General features: G+C 53.8%; 12 protein-coding genes. 10 read left to right on the top strand and 2 right to left on the bottom strand.

The annotated features are described in order from the left end of the window. Nucleotides 1–32 precede the first annotated feature (32 nt). The 8 genes from NFS35_RS10645 to NFS35_RS10680 all read left to right on the top strand — a co-directional run bounded on the left by NFS35_RS10645 (nt 33) and on the right by NFS35_RS10680 (nt 12,873). Nucleotides 33–824, top strand: a complete 792-nt coding sequence (locus NFS35_RS10645; protein ID WP_251207106.1) for a PHP-associated domain-containing protein — start codon at nt 33–35, stop codon at nt 822–824. 171 nt (nt 825–995) lie between these two features. After that, complete coding sequence (locus NFS35_RS10650) at nt 996–3,281, top strand: extracellular solute-binding protein (RefSeq protein ID WP_251207107.1); 2,286 nt, start codon at nt 996–998, stop codon at nt 3,279–3,281. Between the two features lie 40 nt (nt 3,282–3,321). Continuing rightward, nucleotides 3,322–4,254 (top strand): carbohydrate ABC transporter permease, encoded by a 933-nt coding sequence (locus tag NFS35_RS10655; RefSeq protein ID WP_251207108.1) that lies wholly within the window; start codon nt 3,322–3,324, stop codon nt 4,252–4,254. Next, complete coding sequence (locus NFS35_RS10660; RefSeq protein WP_251207109.1) at nt 4,251–5,210, top strand: carbohydrate ABC transporter permease; 960 nt, start codon at nt 4,251–4,253, stop codon at nt 5,208–5,210. The genes NFS35_RS10655 and NFS35_RS10660 overlap by 4 nt, the downstream gene beginning before the upstream one ends. A gap of 31 nt (nt 5,211–5,241) precedes the next feature. Continuing rightward, nucleotides 5,242–7,128, top strand: a complete 1,887-nt coding sequence (locus NFS35_RS10665) for an HlyD family efflux transporter periplasmic adaptor subunit (RefSeq protein ID WP_251207110.1) — start codon at nt 5,242–5,244, stop codon at nt 7,126–7,128. Between the two features lie 21 nt (nt 7,129–7,149). Further along, complete coding sequence (locus NFS35_RS10670) at nt 7,150–8,451, top strand: ABC transporter permease (protein ID WP_251207111.1); 1,302 nt, start codon at nt 7,150–7,152, stop codon at nt 8,449–8,451. After that, nucleotides 8,448–11,126 carry an extracellular solute-binding protein gene (locus NFS35_RS10675; RefSeq protein ID WP_251207112.1) on the top strand — a complete coding sequence of 893 codons (2,679 nt, stop codon included), beginning with the start codon at nt 8,448–8,450 and terminating at the stop codon, nt 11,124–11,126. Before NFS35_RS10670 ends, NFS35_RS10675 begins: the two co-directional genes overlap by 4 nt. Nucleotides 11,127–11,223: 97 nt before the next feature. Continuing rightward, entirely contained in the window at nt 11,224–12,873 is a 1,650-nt protein-coding gene (locus NFS35_RS10680; protein WP_251207113.1) for a beta-L-arabinofuranosidase domain-containing protein, read from the top strand. A 21-nt stretch (nt 12,874–12,894) separates the two neighbouring features. Here the strand turns inward: NFS35_RS10680 and NFS35_RS10685 are convergent, their stop codons facing one another. Both NFS35_RS10685 and NFS35_RS10690 read right to left on the bottom strand, forming a co-directional pair. Continuing rightward, a complete protein-coding gene (locus NFS35_RS10685; protein ID WP_251207114.1) occupies nt 12,895–13,323 on the bottom strand; it encodes a M48 family metallopeptidase in 429 nt (142 codons plus the stop codon). A 20-nt stretch (nt 13,324–13,343) separates the two neighbouring features. Further along, complete coding sequence (locus NFS35_RS10690; protein WP_251207115.1) at nt 13,344–14,510, bottom strand: cation diffusion facilitator family transporter; 1,167 nt, start codon at nt 14,508–14,510, stop codon at nt 13,344–13,346. A gap of 276 nt (nt 14,511–14,786) precedes the next feature. Here NFS35_RS10690 and gpmI point away from each other — a divergent pair, with 276 nt between their 5' ends. Further along, nucleotides 14,787–16,328 (top strand): 2,3-bisphosphoglycerate-independent phosphoglycerate mutase, encoded by a 1,542-nt coding sequence (gene gpmI / locus NFS35_RS10695; protein WP_251207116.1) that lies wholly within the window; start codon nt 14,787–14,789, stop codon nt 16,326–16,328. A gap of 238 nt (nt 16,329–16,566) precedes the next feature. After that, nucleotides 16,567–22,149 (top strand): fibronectin type III domain-containing protein, encoded by a 5,583-nt coding sequence (locus tag NFS35_RS10700; protein WP_251207117.1) that lies wholly within the window; start codon nt 16,567–16,569, stop codon nt 22,147–22,149. The last annotated feature ends 2 nt before the right edge of the window (nt 22,150–22,151 follow it).

Here is a 22,151-nt window from a genome sequence, read left to right on the forward strand (position 1 = left end):
GAGGATATGGGAAATGGAAAGGAACAGAAAAAATGAGATTTGATATGCACTGTCACACGAAAGAGGGGTCGCTGGACGGCAAGGTGCCCATAGAGGAATTCGCCGCTTCTTTACGGGAAAGGGGATTTGACGGGATGCTGGTCACGGACCACGATTCCTACAAAGGGTACCGCAGCTGGAAAGAGAGGCATGCAGGTGCCCCCGATGGAGAGTTCCTGGTGCTGAAAGGCGTGGAGTATGACACCATAGACGCGGGACATATCCTGGTGATCATGCCGGAAGGGGTGCGGCTGAAGATTCTGGAGCTGCGGGGCCTGCCGGTACAGTTTTTGATAGATATCGTCCATAAGAACGGCGGGATTCTGGGGCCTGCGCACCCCTGCGGGGAGCGATACTTAAGCATCACCAATACCAGAAAGCACAGAAACCGCCTGGCCGTGATGGACAAATTTGATTTCCTGGAGGGCTTCAATGCCTGCGAGAGCCCCCAGAGCAATGCCACCGCCATGGAAATCGCCGCCAGATATGAAAAGCCTGTCTTCGGCGGCAGCGATGCCCACAAGGAGGACTGTGTGGGCTTCGCCTATACGGAGTTTGAGGGGCGGATCGGCTGTGAGTCGGATCTGATCAGGCTGGTGAAGGAAAAAGGGCGGGAGGCCTGTACCTGCGGAGGGCAGTACTACATGGGCACCACAAAGGAGAAGATAGGCAGGATGAACAGCCTGCTGGTGCAGTCTTTCTGGTTCTACAATCATCTGGCCAGCCTCCTGAGGGCCAGAAAGCGCAGACGGGAGCTGGGCAAGCTCTATATCCGCATAAAGTGACAAAAGCTACATGTTTGTTACAGAATTATTGCAAAAGAATGTTTTTCATTAAGCTTTCTTTTTCTGTAATTCATAAAATCTTAAGGTACATTTTAGCGATAGTGTGATATACTCAATATGTAAAACGGCATCGTTTACATATTGAGTTTTTTATAAAAGGAGTATAAGAAAATGAAGCTTATGAAAAAGAGTACGATTTGCCGGCGTTTTCTGGCGCTGGCCCTGGCGGCGGCCATGACATTTTCTCTGGCGGCCTGCGGCAATTCCTCAGGCGGCGGGACAGAGAAGAAAGAATGGGTCTGGGTACCGGAATTCATCACGATTGACGATGAGAGCGTTTCTTACTACGACATGCAGCTGGTAGGGGACGGGCTTTACTATCTCTCTTATAAGTGGGACGAGGCTACCGGGAAATCCTCCGAGAGCATCTGTAAATATTCCCTGACCGATGGGAATATCACGAAGACTCCGCTGTCTTACGCGGAGGAGAAGATTTGGAATCTGAACGGGGGCGTTTTCGCCAAAGACGGCAGTCTGTACTCTGTGGCGCATGTCTATAGTGAGGATTACAGCGTATCGGAAGTCTATCTGTGCAAGTTCGACGCCCAGGGCAATCAGCTATACGCGGAGGACATGACGGATTTGGTAGGTGATAGCTATGTGGATTCCGTGGCGGTAGACGGAGAGGGGCGCATCTATGTGTCGGGGGACACCAATGTCTGGCTGTTCGATGCGGAGGGCAGAAATCAGGGCACTATATCGCTGGATTCCGGCGGGATTCGGGCCATGGGCTGCAGCAAGGACGGCAAGATGTATGTCTGCTATTACGGCAATGACGGATATGAGCTGGCGGACATCGATTTTGAGGGAAAGAAAGTGGGCAGCACTTACGATAATTTCCCCAGCGGCAATAGTAACAGGCTGGTGCCCGGCATCGATAAGGATTTTCTTGTGCACGATGGCAGGACAGTGTATGAATATGACACCAAGAAGCAGGCGGCGGAAGAATTGTTCACATGGCTGGACAGCGATATCAACGGCAACTATGTGCAGAACTTCGGCGTGCTGGAGGATGGGCGCATCCTTGCCGTCACCATGGACTGGGAGACCAACGACAGCGGGATTTCGCTGCTGACGAAGAAGAAAGCCAGCGAGGTGCCCCAGAAAGAGACCATCGTCATCGGCAGCCTTAACGGCGGTTCCGATATCCAGTCCGCGGCGGTGAAGTTCAACAAATCCAGCGACAAGTACCATATCAGCATCCGGGGCTATCTGGATTACAACAGCTGGGACGGGAATGACTACGAGGCCTACGTGGCGGACGGCCTCAGCCGGATGAACAATGACATCACTTCCAATAACTGTCCCGACATTCTCGACTTAAGCGGCTTGAACATCAAACAGCTGGCTGCCAAGGGTGTCTTTGAGGATCTTGGAGGTTATCTGGACAAGAGCGACAAGCTGAGCCGTGAGGATTTCCTGGAAAATGTGCTGGAAGCCTATACCATAAACGGAAAGCTGATCAGCATTCCGTACAGCTTCCAGATACAGACCGTAGTAGGCAAGGGTTCGGATGTGGGAACGGATATGGGGTGGAGCATAGATGAATTGATTGCCTATGCGGATGCCCATCCGGATGCGCAGCTTTTCGATTATGTAAACAAGAACCAGATTATGATGTATCTGATGGTGTACAATGCGGATTCCTTTATCGACTGGAGCACCGGGGAATGCAGTTTCGATACGGACGAGTTCAAGAGCATCCTGAATTTCGTGAACCGGTTCCCGGACGAGGTGCAGTGGGATGAAGAGGATATGTCCACGCCCAACAAGATTCAGAAGGGAAATGTGCTCCTCTATGAGGCAAATATATATGACTTCCAGCAGATTCAGCTCTGCAATGAGATTTTCCAGGGCGACGCCTCCTATATCGGATACCCTACCATGGACGGCAGCGTGGGATGCATGCTCTCTGCATCACAGGCCTACGCCATCACCTCCAAGGGCGGGAATAAGGACGGCGCGTGGGAGTTCATCGAAGGGTTTCTGGCAAAGGAAGAGAATCCTGACAGAGGTGTCAGTTATTTCGGCTTCCCCACGATGAAATCGAAACTGGATACCTTGGCGGAAGATGCCGTGAAAGTGGAATATCATACGGATGAGAATGGGGAACTTATTCTGGACGAGAATGGCGAGGCTATCGTGATGGGCACAGGCGGCGGATTCTCCTACAGTGACGGCTGGAGCTATGATTACCGCATTCCTACTCAGGAAGAGGTAGACCTTACCAGAACCTTGATGGAGCTGGCGAAGCCGGTGACTTATTCCCAGGGGGATGAAGTCCTGAATATCATCAATGAAGAAGCGGCTGCTTTCTACAAAGGGCAGAAGGGCGTGGACGAGGTGGCATCGGTCATCCAGAGCCGCATCAAGATTTACGTAGGCGAGAATAAATAATGCCTGCGGCCTGTGGAAACAGGCGGATGGGAGTTTAAGAGTGGCTAGATTCAAAAAAGGCGGGAAAGCGCCGAAAGTTTCCGCCGAAAAACATCATAGTAAGACGACCAAAAGGATGCGCAAGATCAAGATTAGCTCGGGGGCGTATATTGCCCCCAGCTTTCTTGGGGTATTGGCTTTTTTCATCCTCCCTTTTCTGGTGGTCATTTACTATTCGCTGGTAGACAATCCGATTAGCGGAAATTTTGTGTTTCTGGATAATTTTTTCAGCATTGCAGGCAATACCGCGTTCCGGCGGGCCGTGAACAACACGCTTACCTTTTCGGCAGTGGCAGTGCCTCTGGCAGTGGTGCTGTCTTTGCTGCTGGCAATTGTGCTGGAGGCGAAGCTCCCTTTCAGGAGCCAGTTTCGGACCTTTTTCTTAAGTCCCATGATGGTGCCGGTAGCTTCCATCGTGCTGATCTGGCAGGTGCTGTTCCATTACAACGGCGCTATCAACGAAGTGCTGGTGGCGCTGGGGGGCGGAAAAATCGACTGGCTGAAGTCGGATTACGCGCTGATTGTGGTGGTCATCCTGTTCTTGTGGAAGAATCTGGGATACAATATGATTCTGTTCATGGCGGCCCTGGCCAGCATACCAAAGGATATCCTGGAAGTGGCGCAGCTGGAGAGCGCGAAGCCTCTCCAGACCTTTTTCTACATAAAGATTCGGTATCTGTCCTCCACCCTGCTGTTCGTGACAATCATGTCGCTGATTAACTCTTTCAAGATATTCCGTGAGGTCTATCTGCTGACAGGGGATTATCCCTATGACTCCATCTACACGCTGCAGCATTTTATGAACAATAAGTTCAAATCCCTGGATTATCAGACATTGTCCGCGGCGGCGATTCTGATGTCCCTGGTGATGATAGTGATTATCGGTATTCTTTTTGTCGCGGAGGACCGTTTCGGAAAGGATGTGGAAGGGTGAAGAAGAGAGCGGAAAACATGCCGGAGGCTGTCCTGGACCCGAGAGAGCGGGACAGGAGGCTGGCCTTGCGCAGGAAAAGGTTCCAGACGGCGAAGATCGCTCTGGCTACCGTGGTGGCGGCGACTTTCGCGATACTGTTCCTGATGCCCATTGTGCTGACTATCACGAATTCTTTCATGGCAGCCTCGGAGATTTCGGCCAACTATGGATCCATATTTGCCACCGATGCCAACGGCGGCAAAGTGTATATCGCGGAGAGGGTGAACCTGAAATTCATCCCCGATATGGTTTCTTTCAGCCAGTACAATACGGTGCTGTTCAAGAGTCCGGAGTATCTGTTCAAATTCTGGAACTCCGTGATACTGGTGGGACCTATCGTGGTTTTCCAGCTGATGGTGGCGTCCCTGGCTTCCTATGGCTTTGCCAGATACCGTGGCAGAATCCGGGAGATTATCTTTTTCATGTACATCATCCTGATGCTGATGCCCTATCAGGTGACGTTGGTGCCCAACTATCTGGTCAGCGACTGGCTGAACCTTTTGGATACCAACTGGGCCATCTGGCTGCCCGGCATATTCTCACCTTTTGCGGTGTTTCTGCTGACGAAGTTCATGCGCAGGATTCCGGAGTCGGTGCTGGAGGCGGCGCAGATAGACGGGGCGGGAGAATGGCAGATATACCGGAAGATATGCCTGCCCCTCTGTAAGGGTGCCATATGCTCCGCGGCCATTTTGGTGTTCATTGACTATTGGAACATGGTAGAACAGCCGCTGATTCTGATGTCGGATCCGGAGCAGCATCCGCTGTCAGTATTCCTAAGCAAGATTAACGCGGGGGAAATCGGGCTGGCTTTTGCGGTGGCCACGATATACATGGTGCCCAGCCTGCTGATTTTCCTGTATGGAGAAGAATATCTGGTGGACGGAATTACGTATCAGGGCGGCATTAAAGGTTAAATTCCATATAGCATAGAGGAGAGGAAAAGCGATGAACGAGAACGGAAAGAAGAAAAGGGAATGGGTGAAGACAGCGGCCATCATATTTTTGTCGGTGATGCTGGTTCTTACCTTTTTCTCCAACACCATCATGAACTATTCCCTGCCGGAGGTGGCCACGCAGTATGTGGAATCGGGGACCATCACGGCCAAGATTCGCGGTTCAGGGGTAGTGGAGAGCGGAAATCCTTATAATGTGGAAGTAACGGAGTCCAGAAAGGTGTCCCAGGTGGCTGTGAAAGTGGGAGACCAGGTGGAGAAGGACGATGTGCTGCTGTATCTGGAGGATGCGGAGAGCACGGAACTGAAGGAAGCCAGGACGCAGCTGGACAGCCTGAAAGCGGAGTACGACCGCGCCATCGTGACGGCTGATACCTCTTCCAGCATCGTGAACAAGGTAGAGAACGGCAATGTGACCTCCACGGAATCCAAGGTTGCGCAGATAGATGCCTATAATAACAGGATAGATGCCTTGCAGAACAATATTGATGCCTATAACAACCGGATCGCGGAGATTGACGCGGAGCTTGACAAGCTGGGGGATAACACTGTGGATACTTCCGGGGAGCAGCAGGCAGTCAACAATGCGCAGGCGGAGCTGGATAAGGCTACAGCGTGGATTGGAACTGCAAAGGAGAAGTTAGAGGCGGCACAGAGCGTGCTGGAGTCCGTGAATAGCGCAGTAAAAGTGGCTGAGGATAACCAGGCGGCATGTGAGACGGCTTTGGAAAATGCTAAGACAGAGAGGAGTGAAAGGGAAAAAAGTAAGAAAGACCTTGAGGATATGGCGAAACTAGGGGATTTGAGTGCGGAAGACCAGGCTAGGCTTATTCGACTGAGCGGAGAGGGCGAGGGCAGTGTAAAGGAGGCCCAAGTCGCTGAGGAAAATGCATATGTGGCGCTGGAAAATGCAAAGCAGGCTGTGATAAATGCTGGCAATTCTATTGAAGGAGACCGCGCCATTGCCCAGAATGCGGTGAACGAGGCACAAACAGAATACGACAACGCCCTGACTGCCAAAACCACTTGGGAAGGCAATCTCGCTGATGCCCAGCGCAACCTGGCCAATAAGCAGGCATCCAAGCCGGACAACAGCTACAGGGATGCCCTGAACAACGAAAAAGCTGATTTGAGTTTAAACTTAAGCAAAGCTACCACAGAAAAAGCGGATGTGGAGAAAGAACTCACTGAACTGCTTGCCGGATTCACCAAGGAAGTGGATTTGGTGGAGCTTTTAGGCAAGATTCGTGACCAGGAGGATTTGGTGAAAGAGCTGACAGAGAAATCCATCGGAGCCACCATCACAGCCCCTGTAGCAGGCACAGTGACCAGCTTAAGCGTGGTAGCGGGAGAGAGCACCGAGCCCGGGACCCCTGTGGCAGTCCTGCAGCCCGCAGGCAAAGGATTCAGCATGAGTTTTTCCGTCACCAATGAGCAGGCCAAGCGGCTGTCCGTGGGAGATGTGGCGGATCTGGTGAATGCCTGGAGATATGACGACCTTAAGGTAACCCTTGCGAACATCAAGCCCGACCCCAGCGAGCCGGGCCAGAAGAAATTGCTGACCTTTGACGTTGACGGCGATGTGACCGCAGGACAGACCCTGAATGTGTCCGTAGGCCAGAAGAGCGCCAACTATGACCTGATTGTACCCAACAGCGCTATCCGCGAGGACAACAACGGTAAATTCATCCTGATCGTGGAATCAAAGCCCGGCCCTCTGAACACGCGCTACATTGCGACCCGCGTGGATGTGGAAGTGCTGGCAAGCGATGACACCCAGTCCGCAATCAGTGCCGCGCTGTACGGCTACGAATTTGTAATCACCACCTCCACCAAGCCTGTGGAGGCCGGAAAGCAGGTCAGACTGGCGGAAGGTTGAGTGGGAAGGAAGGCAGTCCATATGAAGAAAATAGTACTGGGCATAACAGGGGGGATTTCCTTTCTCGTCTTCCTGATTCTGCTGCTGGTGTCGAACCGTCTGGGACGCAGCCAACTCACCCAGACAGTGGCGGAGAGGTGGAGCAGAGACGGAGACGTCTCCCAGGTTAGCTGCTTTTTCTCCGTTGCTTCTGGCATTACGGAGGATCAGATTATAGAATTTGAGCATACTGTTGACAGTGCCCTGACAGAAGCCTCTGTAATCCAGGAATCGGAGAATCCCGGCGCCAGGCTCTGGGCAGACGCTTACAGCGCGGATGGACAGGTGACGATATCCAATGACAAGACGAGCCTGACGGCTGATGCCATCGGCATAGGCGGTGATTTTTTTCTGTTCCATCCCTTGACTTTGCTGAATGGAGCCTACTTTTCGGGCAATGATCTGATGCAGGACTACTGTGTGATAGACGAGGACGCGGCCTGGCAGCTGTTCGGCTCCAATGACGTGGCGGGAATGACGGTCTATATCGGCGGCGTTCCGCATATAGTCACAGGGGTGGTCCGCAGACCCTCTGGACGTCTGGCGGAGGCCGCAGGTCTGGACAGCACGGTGGTGTATGTGTCCTACCAGACGCTGACGGAACTTGGCGACAGCCATGGCATCAACCACTATGAAATAGTGATGCCTGACCCTGTGACGGGTTTTGCTTATAACTATATCAAGGAAAAGCTGGGCACCGATGAGAAAGAGGTGGAGGTGGTGGAGAATACTTCCCGCTATTCCATTCTTTCGAGGCTGAAGCTCATCGGGGAATTCGGCACGCGTTCCATGAATGGGAAAGCCATCATCTATCCCTACTGGGAGAATATCGCGAGAGGATATGCGGATATCCTGATGGTGCTGACCCTGTTCGGCATTCTGTTCCTGGCGTATCCGGTGGTTCTGGCAATCGTGCTCTTCTGTATCTGGTGGCGGCATAAGGGATGGACCATGAAAGATGTCTGGCATAAGCTCCTGGATTTAGGAGAGCGCAGGATAGAGAAGATGCGCGGGGCCAGACAGGACAAAAAGCAGGGGGAAGGCAGGAAAAAAGGGCGGAAAAAACGCAAAGGGCGCAGAAAGCATGAACTGGATGAGTCTGAGGCTGACATCGAAGAGAGTCCCGAAAAGCCTGAGGAGTCGGATGGAGCGGAGAACCCTGACCGGCAGCCGGACGGGGGATCCGCACAGCAGGGAGGCGATGCGCCTTTGGAAAATGGACGCAAAAGGAGGAAAGGCTTTTGGCGCAGGCGGGGCAGGAAGAAGGATGAGGAGGAGTTATGAAAAGGAATAGGTGGAAGAGGGTATTGAGCCTGGGGCTGGTATGCGCTCTGACAGCAGGCCTGTGCGCCTGCGGAAATGGCGGCAAAACTAAGAATGCCGCGCTGGCAAAGGAAAATGTGTATAAGGTCCAGGAAATCGCTATGCCGGATATGGGAGGAGACGATTATAATGTCTATGCCTCTGCACACAGGGACGGATATGTCTATCTGATGGCAGAGGTGTACCATTGGGACAGCAGCGATGCCACAACGGATATCCGAGTGGTATCCATAAAGGATGACGGCACGGACGTACAGATGAGTCAGCTGGAGATTCCGGAATGGGAGTCCCGGATTGATTCGGATGCCGTGTCGAATACAGAACCGGAAGGCGGAGAAGCAGTACCTTATTCAGGGATGAGGACATCCTCCGAGGAAGATCTGAACACCGGGGACGGAGAAAATCCTGAAGACGCAGCAGAAGGGGATGGGAATTCCGAGGGGGAGCCTCAACCTGAATCAGAAAGAGAGGGAGACACCGGGGGAGAGGCACAACCTGAACCGGAGGGAGAGGAAGGAACCGGGGGAGAGACGGAAACGGGAGACGACCCTGAAGGAGCGGAAGAGCCTGCAGGCGAAGGGGATGCCGAAGGAACAGAGGACATTGACACTTCCATGGCGGTGGAGCCGGACATGCCCGTCGATACCTGGGAGAATTCCAATTATAATAACTACATCTTTGGCGCCGACGGCAGGATTTATGCCATCAGGTACTATTCTTACAGTGACTATGCCAATGACACCTATATCGACAAGAATTATATCGCCAGCTGGAACAGCGATGGAAGTTTCCAGTGGGAGAAGGAACTGGAAGGAATCCGGTCAGAGGAGGAGTATGTCTATATCAATGTCATGACGGCCTCCCCGGACGGCAGCGTGACGATATTGCTGTCCGGCGATAATGCCTACAGACTCACAGTGGACGCCCAGGGAAATATAGGCCCAAAGGAGCCGCTGTCGGAGGATACCGGCAAGGTGTTCAACAACTTTGACCGTGTCATTGATAAAGGAGACGGTACTTTCTTTGTGCTGTATTATGATGAGAATGACTGGACCAAGGAATATATCGCAACTTATGATCCGGCCACAGATACGCTGGGTCAGCCTGCCCCTTTGCCGTCCAATTTCGGATACAATGGGTACAACAACATGAGCGTGGGACTGAATTCCGATTTGGTGTGCAGCAACGGCGACGGGATTTTTACCTATAAGATTGGCGATGAGGCCCTTGCCCAGAAGATGAACTTCATCAATTCCGATCTCTGTATAGGAAATATCTCCAGCTTAGTGGAGCTGGATGGGAACACTTTCCTCGCTGTGTACTATGAGAACTATGAAGACGGCATGAAAGCGGGCCTGTTTAACTATGTGAAACCTGAGGATATCCCTGACAAGGCCGTCCTGGTGCTGGCAGGCAGCTATGTGGACGGTGATGTGGAGAGACGGGTCATAGAGTTCAACCGCAACAGCGAGGAATACCGCATCGTAGTGAAATCCTATGATTCTTTCAACACATACGACGACTGGCAGGCGGGATATACACAGCTGAACAATGATGTCACCACCGGCAATATGCCGGATATCCTGATTACGGATGGGCTCCCTGTGGAGAACTACGTGGCCAAGGGGCTCCTGGAGGATATTGGCAAGATGATCGAGGAGGACGAGGAACTGTCCCAGGTGGAATACGTCCAGAATGTCTTTGACGCCTATTCCGTGGACGGAAAGCTCTACTATGTGATTCCCTGCTTCACGGTGAGCACCATGATTGGAAAGGAATCCATCGTGGGCGACAGAACCTCATGGACCATGGCGGATATGCTGGAACTGAAAGCGAGCCTGCCGGAGGACACCCATATGATGGGGGAACTGACCAGGCAGGGCTTCTTCTCCACCATGATGCAGTATTGCGGAAGTGATTTCGTGGATGTGGATACGGGAAAATGCGATTTCGACACCCAGAACTTTATCACCATGATGGAGTTCGCCAAAGAGCTTCCGGAGGAGCTGAGCGAGGACTATTACGGCGAGGATTACTGGGCCACCTATGAGTCCCAGTACCGTGACGGAAGAACCATTCTGAGCGGGATGTCCATCGGAACCATCCGGGATACCAATTATATGATTAACGGTTACTTTGGCGGGGATGTGGCTTTCATAGGGTTCCCCACAGAAAACGGTTCGGGCTCGTATGTCTCGGCCACCGAAAGCTATGCGATTTCCAGCAAGTCCCGCAATAAGGAGGGCGCATGGGAATTCCTGAGGTATTACCTGACGGATGAATACCAGTCCGAGATTTCGTGGGGGATGCCTGTCCAGAGGAAACAATTCGACGAGATGGCAGGGAAAGGCACAGAGCGCCCTTATTATCTGAATGAGGACGGCACCAAGGAAGAATACGACGACTATTTCTACATGAACGGTGAGGAAATCAAGCTGGACCCCCTGAGTCAGGAACAGGTGGAAAGAATAGTGGGCTTCATTTTATCCGTTGACAAGTGCTATTACTACAATGAAAGCATCATGAACATCATTAACGAGGAGATGGACGCGTTCTATACCGGCCAGAAGACGGCTCAGGAGGTGGCGAAGACCATCCAGAACAGAGCCCAGCTCTATGTGGACGAGAACCGCTAAGGGATGATAAAAAGCGAAAAAAGGAACTGTCGATTGTCGGTGGTTCCTTTTTTTGCACCGGGCAGAGAGATTCTGACTGATTGGAGGGAAAAAGAAGATGGAAAGATTAAAAGGGCCGGATATCCGGGTAGAGGGAGAATTGTCTTACCGTATCTTAAAGAATTACAGCAGGCTGGAGGACATGTTCTATCATCCGGAAAATCTGTTCGGTGAAGACGGCTGGCCGGGCGATAAGGTAGGGCGCGTCTATCTGTCATGGATTCTGCTGTGGAAAGCCATGGGGAGAAAGCCCGCTTATCTGGAGGAGTTGCGGGATGCCATCGACAGAAAGATGAATGGCAGCGGGTATTTCGGGGAAATACTGCCTCCAGGGGAGGCAGATGAACAGCAGCTGTCCGGGCATAACTGGTTTCTCCGGGCGTTGCTGGAGGAATATCTCTATACGGGAGACCCTGTGGCCGCGGAGCGGGCAAAGCGGCTGGTGAGCCAGCTTTATCTGCCGCTGAAAGGGATGTATCGTTCCTATCCCATAATGCCGGACGGCAGAAACCGTTCCGGAAAGGCCAGCGGCGAAATCGTGGGAGTGAATCAGGATGGCTGGAGGCTTTCTTCGGATATCGGTTGTGCGTTCATGTCACTGGACGGACTGAGCCAATATTATGAAATTTTCCGGGAGGAGGAGGTATGGGCCCTGCTGGAGGAAATGCTGGAGCGATTCAAGACGATTGATTTTGTGGGCCTTTCCATGCAGACCCACGCTTCCCTGTCAGCTATGCGGGGCGTGGTCAGATTGTACTGCTGCAGGGGGGAAAAGCCCCTGCTCGACTTTGCGGAGGAGTTCTTCCGGCTGTATCGGGACAAGGGCATGACAGAAAACTATGGGAATTACAACTGGTTCGGCAAGCCTTACTGGACAGAGCCCTGTGCCATAGTGGATTCCTATCTTCTGGCGGTCATGCTGTTCGCGCAGACGCGAAAAAAGGAGTACGCGGACTGCGCCTCCCGGATATGGTTCAATGGGCTCGGACATGCCCAGCGCTCAAACGGCGGTTTCGGATGTGACAACTGTGCCGGGGCCGGGGAGGACTGGGACAGTCTGTCGGTAAGGAAAGCGGAATACGAGGCATACTGGTGCTGTACCATGCGGGGCAGTGAGGGGCTTGTCAGGGCAGCGGAGAATGCTGTACTCAGAGGAGGAGAGGATATTTTCATTCTGAACTATTTTCCCATGGAATATCAGGATAAGGGTATCTCTCTGAAGATGACGACAAGGTATCCTTATGAAGGAGAGGCAGCGCTGGAGGCGGAATCGGCATCCTGGAGTACGCTTTATTTCTATTTTCCGGAGGGGACGGATAGGGACAAGGTCAGGATACTCCGGAACGGTTCTTTGGAAGAGCTTGTTTGGGACGGCGGCTTTTGCCATGTGGCCGTATCCGGGAAAATCAGTCTGCGCATCTCATTTCCGATTGAAATGACACAGTGCGAAAGCAGGAATCATCAGGGCTATCTGTCGCTCTGGCATGGCGATTTGATGCTGGGAACCGTGAAAGGGGCTGACGATGGCGGAAAGAGAATGCTGCCGGCAGGAACTCTGAGGGCGGTTTCTCTGGGAAAAGGCTGCTACCGGATTGGGGAGTGGGAAGCAAAGCCTATAGACAGGACGATTTACTGTGAGAAGGAAACCATGCTTGAAAATAAGCTTCAAATATTATATGCCGATCAGCGGGAATGGTCTGATGAATGATTCCTGCCATATGCAGGAGTATCAGTCCAGCGTGACGGGAATCCCCATTTTCTCCAGATAAGCTGTCAGGTTGAGTTCATGCCCATGGTCGCGCAGCCACTTGCGGTATGTCTTGTGCTCCGGCATAATACCTGCCACCATGTCCCAGAAGTCCTTGGAATGATTCATATGGGTCAGGTGGCAGAGTTCATGGACTACCACATAATCAAGTATCATGGGCGGGGCGAATATGAGCCTGTAGTTGAAGGACAGGGTGCCCCGGGAGGAGCAGCTGCCCCAGCGGCTCCTCTGGTCCCGGACCGTGATGGAAGTATAATTTCCCCCGGTCAGCCGATGGTAATAGGCCACTCGGCTCTCGAATTTTGCCCGAGCGGCATTCCTGTATCTTTTTTCCAGTATCTCCAGCCGTCTGCTTTCCGCTGCGGCTATGTCCTCTCCCTGTGCTGGCATCTTTGGTTCCGGCTCCTTTCTTACACCATCTGCTTATCTATGTCTATCACGGTAAAATAGTTCGGGTTATCCTTTTGTACCCGCTCTCTGATGCGGTTGGACAGCTCTCTGTCTGGCAGGGGAAAGTCGTAGGGCGTCACCACATCGAAGATCAGGTTGGTGTGGGTAGGGCCGGTGACGATCCGAAAATCGTGCATGGTGAGCGATTCGTCGATTTCCGACAGATAGCCTTTGACCAGAGTCCGGAGGCGGGCGGTCTCCTCATCGCCTGTACAGACGGGATCCATATGTATCACCGCGTGGCATTTCAGGCTGTCCCGCAGCTCATGCTCGATGGTGTCTATGGTGTCATGGAGGGCCAACAGCTCTCCGTCCGCCGGGACTTCCGCATGGAGGGAAATCAGCACTCTGCCCGGCCCGTAATTATGGACAATCAGATCGTGGATGCCCAGGACGTCGTCATAGGACATGACGATATCGCTGATCTGCTGGACGAATCCTTTCTCCGGAGCCTGGCCCAGCAGAGGGCTTATGGTGTCTTTCGCTGCGCTGAAGCCCGCGTAACAGATGAACAGGCCTACCAGGACGCCGCACCAGCCGTCTATGGCCAGCCCCGTGAAATGGGCGATCACAGTGGCGGCCAGCACTACCGAGGTAGCCATCATGTCGCTTAAGGAGTCGGTGGCGGTGGCCAGCATGGCGGCGGAATCCAGCCGCTTCCCCAGCTTTCTGTTGTACAGGAACATATAGCATTTCACCAGAATGGAGCAGAGCAGGATTGCCAGCACCACGGGAGAAAAGGCCAGATCCTCCGGGCGGAGGATTTTTGCCACGGAAGATTTCAAAAGCTCCACGCCCATGAGCAGGATGACGATGGAGACCAGCAGGCCGGACACATATTCGATGCGCCCATGGCCAAAGGGATGGGTGGGATCCGGCTTCTGGCCCGCCATCTTGAAGCCGATCAGGGTGATGATGGAAGAACCGGCATCCGACAGATTGTTGAAGGCGTCTGCGGTGATGGCGATGGAGTTGCTGAAACGGCCTGCCAGAAATTTTCCCGCAAAGAGACAGAGATTCAGGAAAATCCCTACAGCTCCGCACAGGATTCCGTAGGCCTGACGGACGGTACAATCTTTCGTGTCGTTTTGATTCCGAATAAAAAGGTTGGCCAATAATGAAACCATAGAACAATCTCTCCTGTTTTTGATTATACTGTCTTAGTATAGCAATGTTGCGGGGAAAAAGCAAGCCGCGATTGGCGGAGGGCACGACAAACGCGGGCGGCAACCACGGCGCTCGGCAAATTTCCCGGGAAGAGGGTATTGCATGAGAACGGTTTTCAGTGTATAATTTGGGATAAAGTGTGGAAGCTTTCGGCATCTGCAGAGTTTAGAAGCAAGTAGCGTCCGCCGCGCTTTTGAGAGACGGATTTGCGGGCGGATACGGTAAGGAGAGTAGATATGAGCAAAAAACCGGTAGTTTTGATGATTCTGGACGGGTACGGACTCAATGACAGACAGGACGGCAACGCGGTAGCGCTGGCGAAGACTCCCGTTATGGACAAGCTGATGAAAGAATGCCCCTTTGTGCGCGGCAATGCCAGCGGCATGGCGGTAGGGCTTCCCGACGGACAGATGGGCAATTCCGAGGTAGGCCATCTGAACATGGGTGCAGGCCGCATCGTTTATCAGGAGCTGACCCGGATCACCAAGGAGATTCAGGACGGGACCTTTTTCGAGAATCCCGCCCTGCTGAAGGCGGTGGAGAACTGCAAAAAGAACGGCAGCTCCCTCCATCTGATGGGATTGCTGTCCGACGGCGGCGTCCACAGCCACAACACGCACCTCTACGGGCTGCTGGAGCTGGCCAAGAGAAACGGCCTGGAGAAAGTGTATGTACACTGTTTCCTGGACGGACGCGACACCCCGCCTGCCAGCGGCAAGGAATATGCCGAGCAGTTGAGGGCTGAGATGGACAAAATCGGTATAGGCAAGATTGCGTCTGTAATGGGACGCTATTACGTCATGGACAGGGACAACAATTATGACCGTGTGAAGCTGGCCTATGACGCCATGACAAAGGGAGAGGGATTGACAGCGGCCTGCGGCGTCTGCGCTATCCAGGAATCCTACGACCGGGGAGAGACGGATGAATTCGTGAAGCCCACGCTGGCAATGGAGGACGGAAAGCCCGTGGCGCTGGTGCAGGACGGCGATTCCATCATCTTCTTCAATTTCCGCCCCGACAGGGCCAGGGAGATTTCCAGGGCATTCTGCGATGACGACTTCAGGGGATTTGACAGAGGCCCCAGGAAGGACATCACTTATGTATGTTTTTCCGATTACGATCCTACCATCCCCAACAAGGAGGTGGCGTTCCACAAGGTGTCCGTCACCAATACGTTCGGCGAGTGGCTGGCTGCGAACGGTATGAAGCAGGCGCGTATCGCCGAGACGGAGAAGTACGCCCATGTGACATTCTTCTTCAACGGCGGCGTGGAGGAGCCCAACGAGGGCGAGGACAGGGTGCTGGTGAATTCTCCCAAGGATGTGGCGACATATGACCTGAAGCCTGAGATGAGCGCTTACAGCGTGTGCGACAAGCTCTGCGAGGCCATCCGTTCCGATAAATATGACGTGATCATCATCAACTTCGCAAATCCCGACATGGTAGGCCATACAGGTGTCCTGGATGCCGCCGTCAAGGCGGTGGAAGCGGTGGACGAGTGTGTGGGCAGGGCAGTGGAGGCCATCGAAGAGGTGGACGGCGCCATGTTCATCTGCGCGGACCACGGCAATGCCGAGATGCTGGTGGATTACGAGACAGGAGAGCCTTTCACGGCCCATACTACCAATCAGGTGCCTTTCATCCTGGTGAACTGCGAGGCCTATACTCTGCGCGAGAATGGCTGCCTTGCGGATATCGTGCCGACTTTGATTGAAATAATGGGCAGGGAACAGCCTGTGGAGATGACGGGCAAGTCTCTGCTGCTGAAGAAGTAGACTGATATCGGAGACGGTTTAACGTCAGGATTTGGACGATATAGAAGATTGGAGCCATGGATTGCGGATATTCAGCACGATTCACGGCTCCTTTTTCTGCCATAAGTGTCTTGCACGAAAACTCGTTTGATTGTATAATTCTGACAGGAGAAATAGAAAAAGAACGCTATGCCGATTGACCCGTGAAAATAGCAGGAGAGATTACCAGGGGACAAGGCAGGGGAGAAAGGATGAACATATGAAAAGGAAAGTGGCTACATTTTTGGCGGCTGTTCTTGTTTTAGCGGTGGGATTTTCCTCCTATGCCTCGGGATTGGATACAATTCCGCAGGCCGGACAGGGAAATACAGCAGCAGACAGTGAGGAGAGTACAGTGCCGGGAGAGGGGGCCGGGAACCCGGACGGCACGGGAACCGGGGAGAATCAGACAGACCCCTCTGCGGACGGCAGCCAGCCAGGCGCAGGCCAGTCTGGAAGCGGTTCGGGGGACAGCGCCCAACCGGGTGAGTCCGGGAATGGGGCCGGTTCGGGGGACGGTACTCAGCCAGGCCAGTCCGGGAGCGAAGCCGGTTCGGGAGACAGCGCCCGGCCGGGTGAGTCCGGGAATGAGGCCGGCTCGGGGGACAACGCCCAGCCCGGCCAGCCGGACAGTGCGGCCGGACCCGCAGACGGCGTTCAAACCGAGCCCGGAGCGGAGACCGGTTCAGGGAATAATGTACTGCCGGACAATACAGCCGGCACCAGGAGCCAGACCGGGCCTTTCGGACAAGTGGACGTGTACATAGGATCCGCGCTGATCCTTAAAAAGGATGTGACTTTCCGCGTTGTTTTGAGGGATGCCGACGGAAATGCCTGCGGAGACGACGGTTTCGTCTTGCTGGGCAAAGACAATGGGAAGAGTCCGGATGCAGGAATCGCGCGTTTCAAGGGCCTTGAAGGGGGCAGATACACCCTGACGGTATCTGCAGAGGGCTTTGGCTTTGCCACCTATACCCAGGAAATCGAGGTGGCAGGGGGCAGAAAGCGCGTGGAGCTGATGACAGGCTTTGTGGAGGGCGAGAGTATAAGCTATACGGCAGGAGCCGCCCACCCCGGCGTGCTGCTGATCGGCGACGTCAACGGAGACGGCCTTGTCAATGAGGGGGACGAAAAAATCCTGATGGAAGCCATAGAAGGAGACGGCATCGCGTCCCATCCCCAGGCGGATCTGAACGGAGACGGCGTGGTGGACCTGGTGGACCTGGAGTATCTGACCAAAGGTTCCAAAGGGGACAGGGATATTCTTTCCTATATTGAGAGCTCCGTCTCCCCGGCGGCAATGCAGCTGAATCTGGGTGCGGGCACCCGGGTGGAAAAGGGCAGCCTGGAGGAACTGCTGGAAAATGACGCGCCCCTTATGCTTAAGAACGAAAAAGGCGTAATTTCCAATGACAGCCCTGTGATGCTGGAATTCAACGTGAACGCGGCAGATGAGGACGCTATGTCCGACGGTATAGTAATTGAGACAGGGGAGGATACTGACATCACTTCCGCGTCTTTCAGGATTGAATATGTGGACGCGGACGGACAACGGGATGTGAAAGATATTCCCGTGGAAGAGGGAATCCATTTTCTTCTGGAGGATTCCGAGGTGCGGGCGCTTCGGGACAAAAACGGGAATATAGAAGTATATCTGGGCAGACAGGTGGCCATAAAAAGGGTGACTCTGACCATTAAGGCAGTGAAAGACGGAGAAGGCAATTCCGTGAACCTGGCCGAGATTTCAAAGGTAGAGTTTGTCAACGGTATGGAGAACCGGATTCCGGAGCCGGAGGCGGATATCCCCCAAAACTTAAGGGCATCCGTCGGAAGCGCCAGAATCTCTCTTTCCTGGGATGCCTGTATCAATATCACAGGCTATGAAGTGGAAATCGCCAAGGACGGCTCCGGTCTGGAGCCAGAGACAGTGATGGTCCCTAAGAACGCCCTTGACATTGTCTCCTTTGGCGGCAGGGAACTGGTGAATTATGAGGAGTACCAGGTGAGGGTGCAGTCCGTGAACGGCACCTGGCGCAGCGGATATGGGGAAAGGATCACGGTCACCCCGCAGCCCAGCGGCAAGCCGGACAAGCCGGATAATGTGTCCGCAGCGGGAGACTATCGGAGCATCAGGATCTCCTGGAAGCGTATGAAAGATACCCTTACGTATAATCTGTATTATAAAAAGAGCGTCGAGGGGGAATATCAGAAGATAGAGGGAATCACGGCAAACAGTTATACCATTACAGGACTGCCTGACGCTACGGAATACACGGTCTATGTCACCGGCGTGAATGAGTACGGCGAGAGCGGGCCCTCGCTGTCAGCGGCGGCTACCACATTTGACTCCTATCCCGCGGTCATACCCAAATACGGGATGATTAATTTCGAAGAGAAAGGAAAGGTCAGCGCCCACATCCTGAGCGCCTCCCTGGGCGGCGGCAAGATGGAACAGAGCCCTTTGGATGTGCAGGCAGGCACGGCATGGGGGACTGTGGACAATGACCCGTCCTCCTACTATTACAGAGGCACCTGGGACGACGGCGGCTACAACTGGATGGGAGCAGGCAACGGCCTTATCTATGAGTTCGACCAGGCTTACAAAATGGATACCTTTGCTTTCCACGATGACACATCCCGGGATACCGGCTACTTCTATGCGAAAGTCACCTGTTGGGATGAGGCCGGAAAGAAAATATTGGATAACAAGAATGTCTCGATCAGCCGCAAAGCGGATAAGGAAGGCAGGGTATACTATGTGGTAAAGCTGCCGGAACCTGCCAATATTAAGAAAATTCAGTTCGGCCTTGCCCGCTATGGGGCGCAGGGGAACCGCATCACAGTGTCTGAGGTCTGTTTCTACCATTATGATACCCTGTGGGCAGATATCATGGGACTGTATGCGGACGATCTCCATACCGTACTGCGGGAGGATGTGGAGCAGAAAGACATAGATGCCCTGAGGACACGCATCAACACCGCGGATCCGATCAGCAAGGAGTACCATCCGGATCAGGAACTGCTGGAACTGGAACTTGCCACAGCAGAGGCAATCTTAAAGGACGGCAGCCTGCAGGCTTCAGTGGAGATTCATGGCGGCATTACCACAAAGGATGTGAACAGGGGCTTTGGCGGTCTGAACGCCTGGCAGCCTCTGGGCGTGACTGCGGCTGCCCAGGAGGAAATCGTGGTCTATGTAGGCCATAACAGCAAGAAGACCGGAGAGGATGCCAGCCTTCAGCTGGTTGCTACCCAGTACCATGCGGAGGCGTCAGCCATGAGCAGCGTCGTGGGGACATTGAAAGTAGGCCCCAACAAGATTACCGTGACGAAGATATCTTCCACTACAGGAGTGGAATCCGGCGGCGCGCTGTACGTCCAGTATACGGGAAACGGCGGAGGGAATGACAGATATGCAGTCCGTGTCAGCGGCGGCGTGCAGGTTCCGAGACTGGATCTCTACCAGGTGACGGACGAAGCCGAAAGGCTGGAGCGGGCGACGGCTTACGTGGAAGCGCTGGATGCCTTTGCAGGACAGATGGAAAGCAGGCACGGGGAGGTCCATCAGAACGCCGGTAATCCTGTGGTAAACTATAGCTATGAGGAGACGAACTGTATTCTGGGCGCTTCGGATATCCTTTTGGATACTATGATGCTCTCGCTTCCTGCCAAACAGATTCTGGCCGGCACGGGAACCGGAACGGCGAAAGAGCGGGCCGGCAGACTTTTGACCTCCATGAAGTCCGTTGAGGATGAGATGTATTTGTTCTATCAGCACAAGGGCCTGAATGACACGGCGCCGGAGGAGAAGAACAAGATTCCCAAGGGACATCTGAATATCCGGTATCAGCGGATGTTCTCGGGGGCGTTCATGTATGCGTCAGGCAACCATATCGGTATTGAATGGGGCTCTGCGCCCGGTCTTACATCCTCTCCGGGACTTGTGGCGGGAGCGGACGGAAAGTATGAATCCGGGCGGCTGTTCGGATGGGGGATAGCCCATGAGATAGGGCACTGCATCAATCAGGGATCCTACGCGGTGGCGGAGGTCACCAACAACTACTACGCGGTGCTGGCACAGGCAAAGGACCGTAACGACAGCGTCCGCTTCCAGTATGCGAATGTCTACGAGAAAGTGACGTCAGGCACAAAGGGGCCGGCCGGGAATGTGTTCACCAGACTGGGAATGTACTGGCAGCTACACCTGGCTTATGACAGGGGATATAATTATAAGACCTATGAAAAATATGAAGAGCAGCTGGCGAATCTGTTCTTCGCAAGAGTTGACACTTATGCCAGGGATACGTCCAAGGCGCCCAGTCCCAACGGCGTGAAGCTGAAGCTGGCCGGGGACAAGGACCAGAATCTGATGCGCCTGTCCTGTGCGGCGGCACAGAAAAACATTCTGGAATTCTTTGAACGCTGGGGCATGACGCCCAACGAGGAGACCCGGGCTTATGCCGCGCAGTTTGCAGTGGAGACAAGGGCCATCTACTATGTATGCGACGACTCCAGAGTCTATACGCTCCAGGGCGGGAGCAGCATCCTTGGAACAGAGGGCAAAGTGGAGGCCGTGGGAGATGCGGTGACTGCGGTGGTCAACGCTGCGGACGCCAATCAGGTGGACATCGCTCTCAGCTCAAAAGCGATTCCGGCAGATGACGTATTGGGTTACGAAATTGTCCGCTGTTCCTATTCGGGCGGTAGGATCCAGAAAGAGACAGCCGGTTTTGCCGCAGGCGGGAGCGGTACTTTCAGCGACAGGGTATATATGAACAACCGTGTGGTATGGTATGAAATCACGGTAATCGATCAATACCTGAACCGCTCTGCGGTGAAGACGCTGAATCCTTTGAAGATAGAGCATGACGGCAGCCTGGACAAGAGCTTCTGGACGGTGAGCGCCAACGGTCTGACGGCTGTTGACGTCCCGGAGGCGGCGGGCGACGACAATGATCCCTGCGCGCCGGAACCGGAGAATGTGGCGGAGCGCGTCATAGACGGCGATGTATCTACAGTATATACGGCGACGGCAGGCAGTGGCGCGGAGATTGTTCTGGAATTCAATAAGACCCTGACTGTGGCGGGCTTTAAGTATCGCACAGGGGCTGAGATGGACGGTAATTATACCGTGCAGGCGCTCTCCGACGGCATATGGGTGGAGGCTGCATCCGGCAGCTTCGCAGGAAAGCAGAGCGATACGATTTATTTCGCCAACCCGGACGGAAAATATGTGAGCACCTATGGGGCCACAGCCGTGAAGCTGATCTTAAGCGGTCAGAGCAGCCAGGTATCCATAGCGGAGCTGGACGTGCTGGGCGTCACGGGCGACAATGTGGACTTCAGGCGGACGCAGGACAGTACGGCGGCAATCGGAAAGCTGGCGGAGGACTATCGTTACGGCCAGGCGGCAGGGGACGTGATTCCTGCAGGATCCATTGTCTTTACGGGAAGCTATAAGGGCAATCCCGCGTATAATGCGGTGGTGCTCTTCGATCAGGACGGCGATATCGTCGGAGGAACGGATGCCGACGGGAACCTGAAAGCACAGTTCATCATATTGGCGGATGTGCCGCCTGCGGGCAATATCCAGAATGTATCGGACGGCACATGGATTTATTGGATAGAAAGCGGAGGACAGGAGTCCCTGATCGGGGTCGCGAAGGTGCGGGCAGAGCTTTACCGCGTGAACGATGCCCTGACAAACGAGGGCCAGAGGCTTGTCAGCGACTCTCTGTTTGAAGCTGTGCCGGAGAAGCTGCCGGAGATTCATTTCAACGGCGGCACGGTGCCGCAGGAGTAGAA

It is taken from the genome of Acetatifactor aquisgranensis (assembly GCF_943193215.1).
In the GTDB taxonomy this organism is placed as follows: domain Bacteria; phylum Bacillota; class Clostridia; order Lachnospirales; family Lachnospiraceae; genus Acetatifactor; species Acetatifactor aquisgranensis.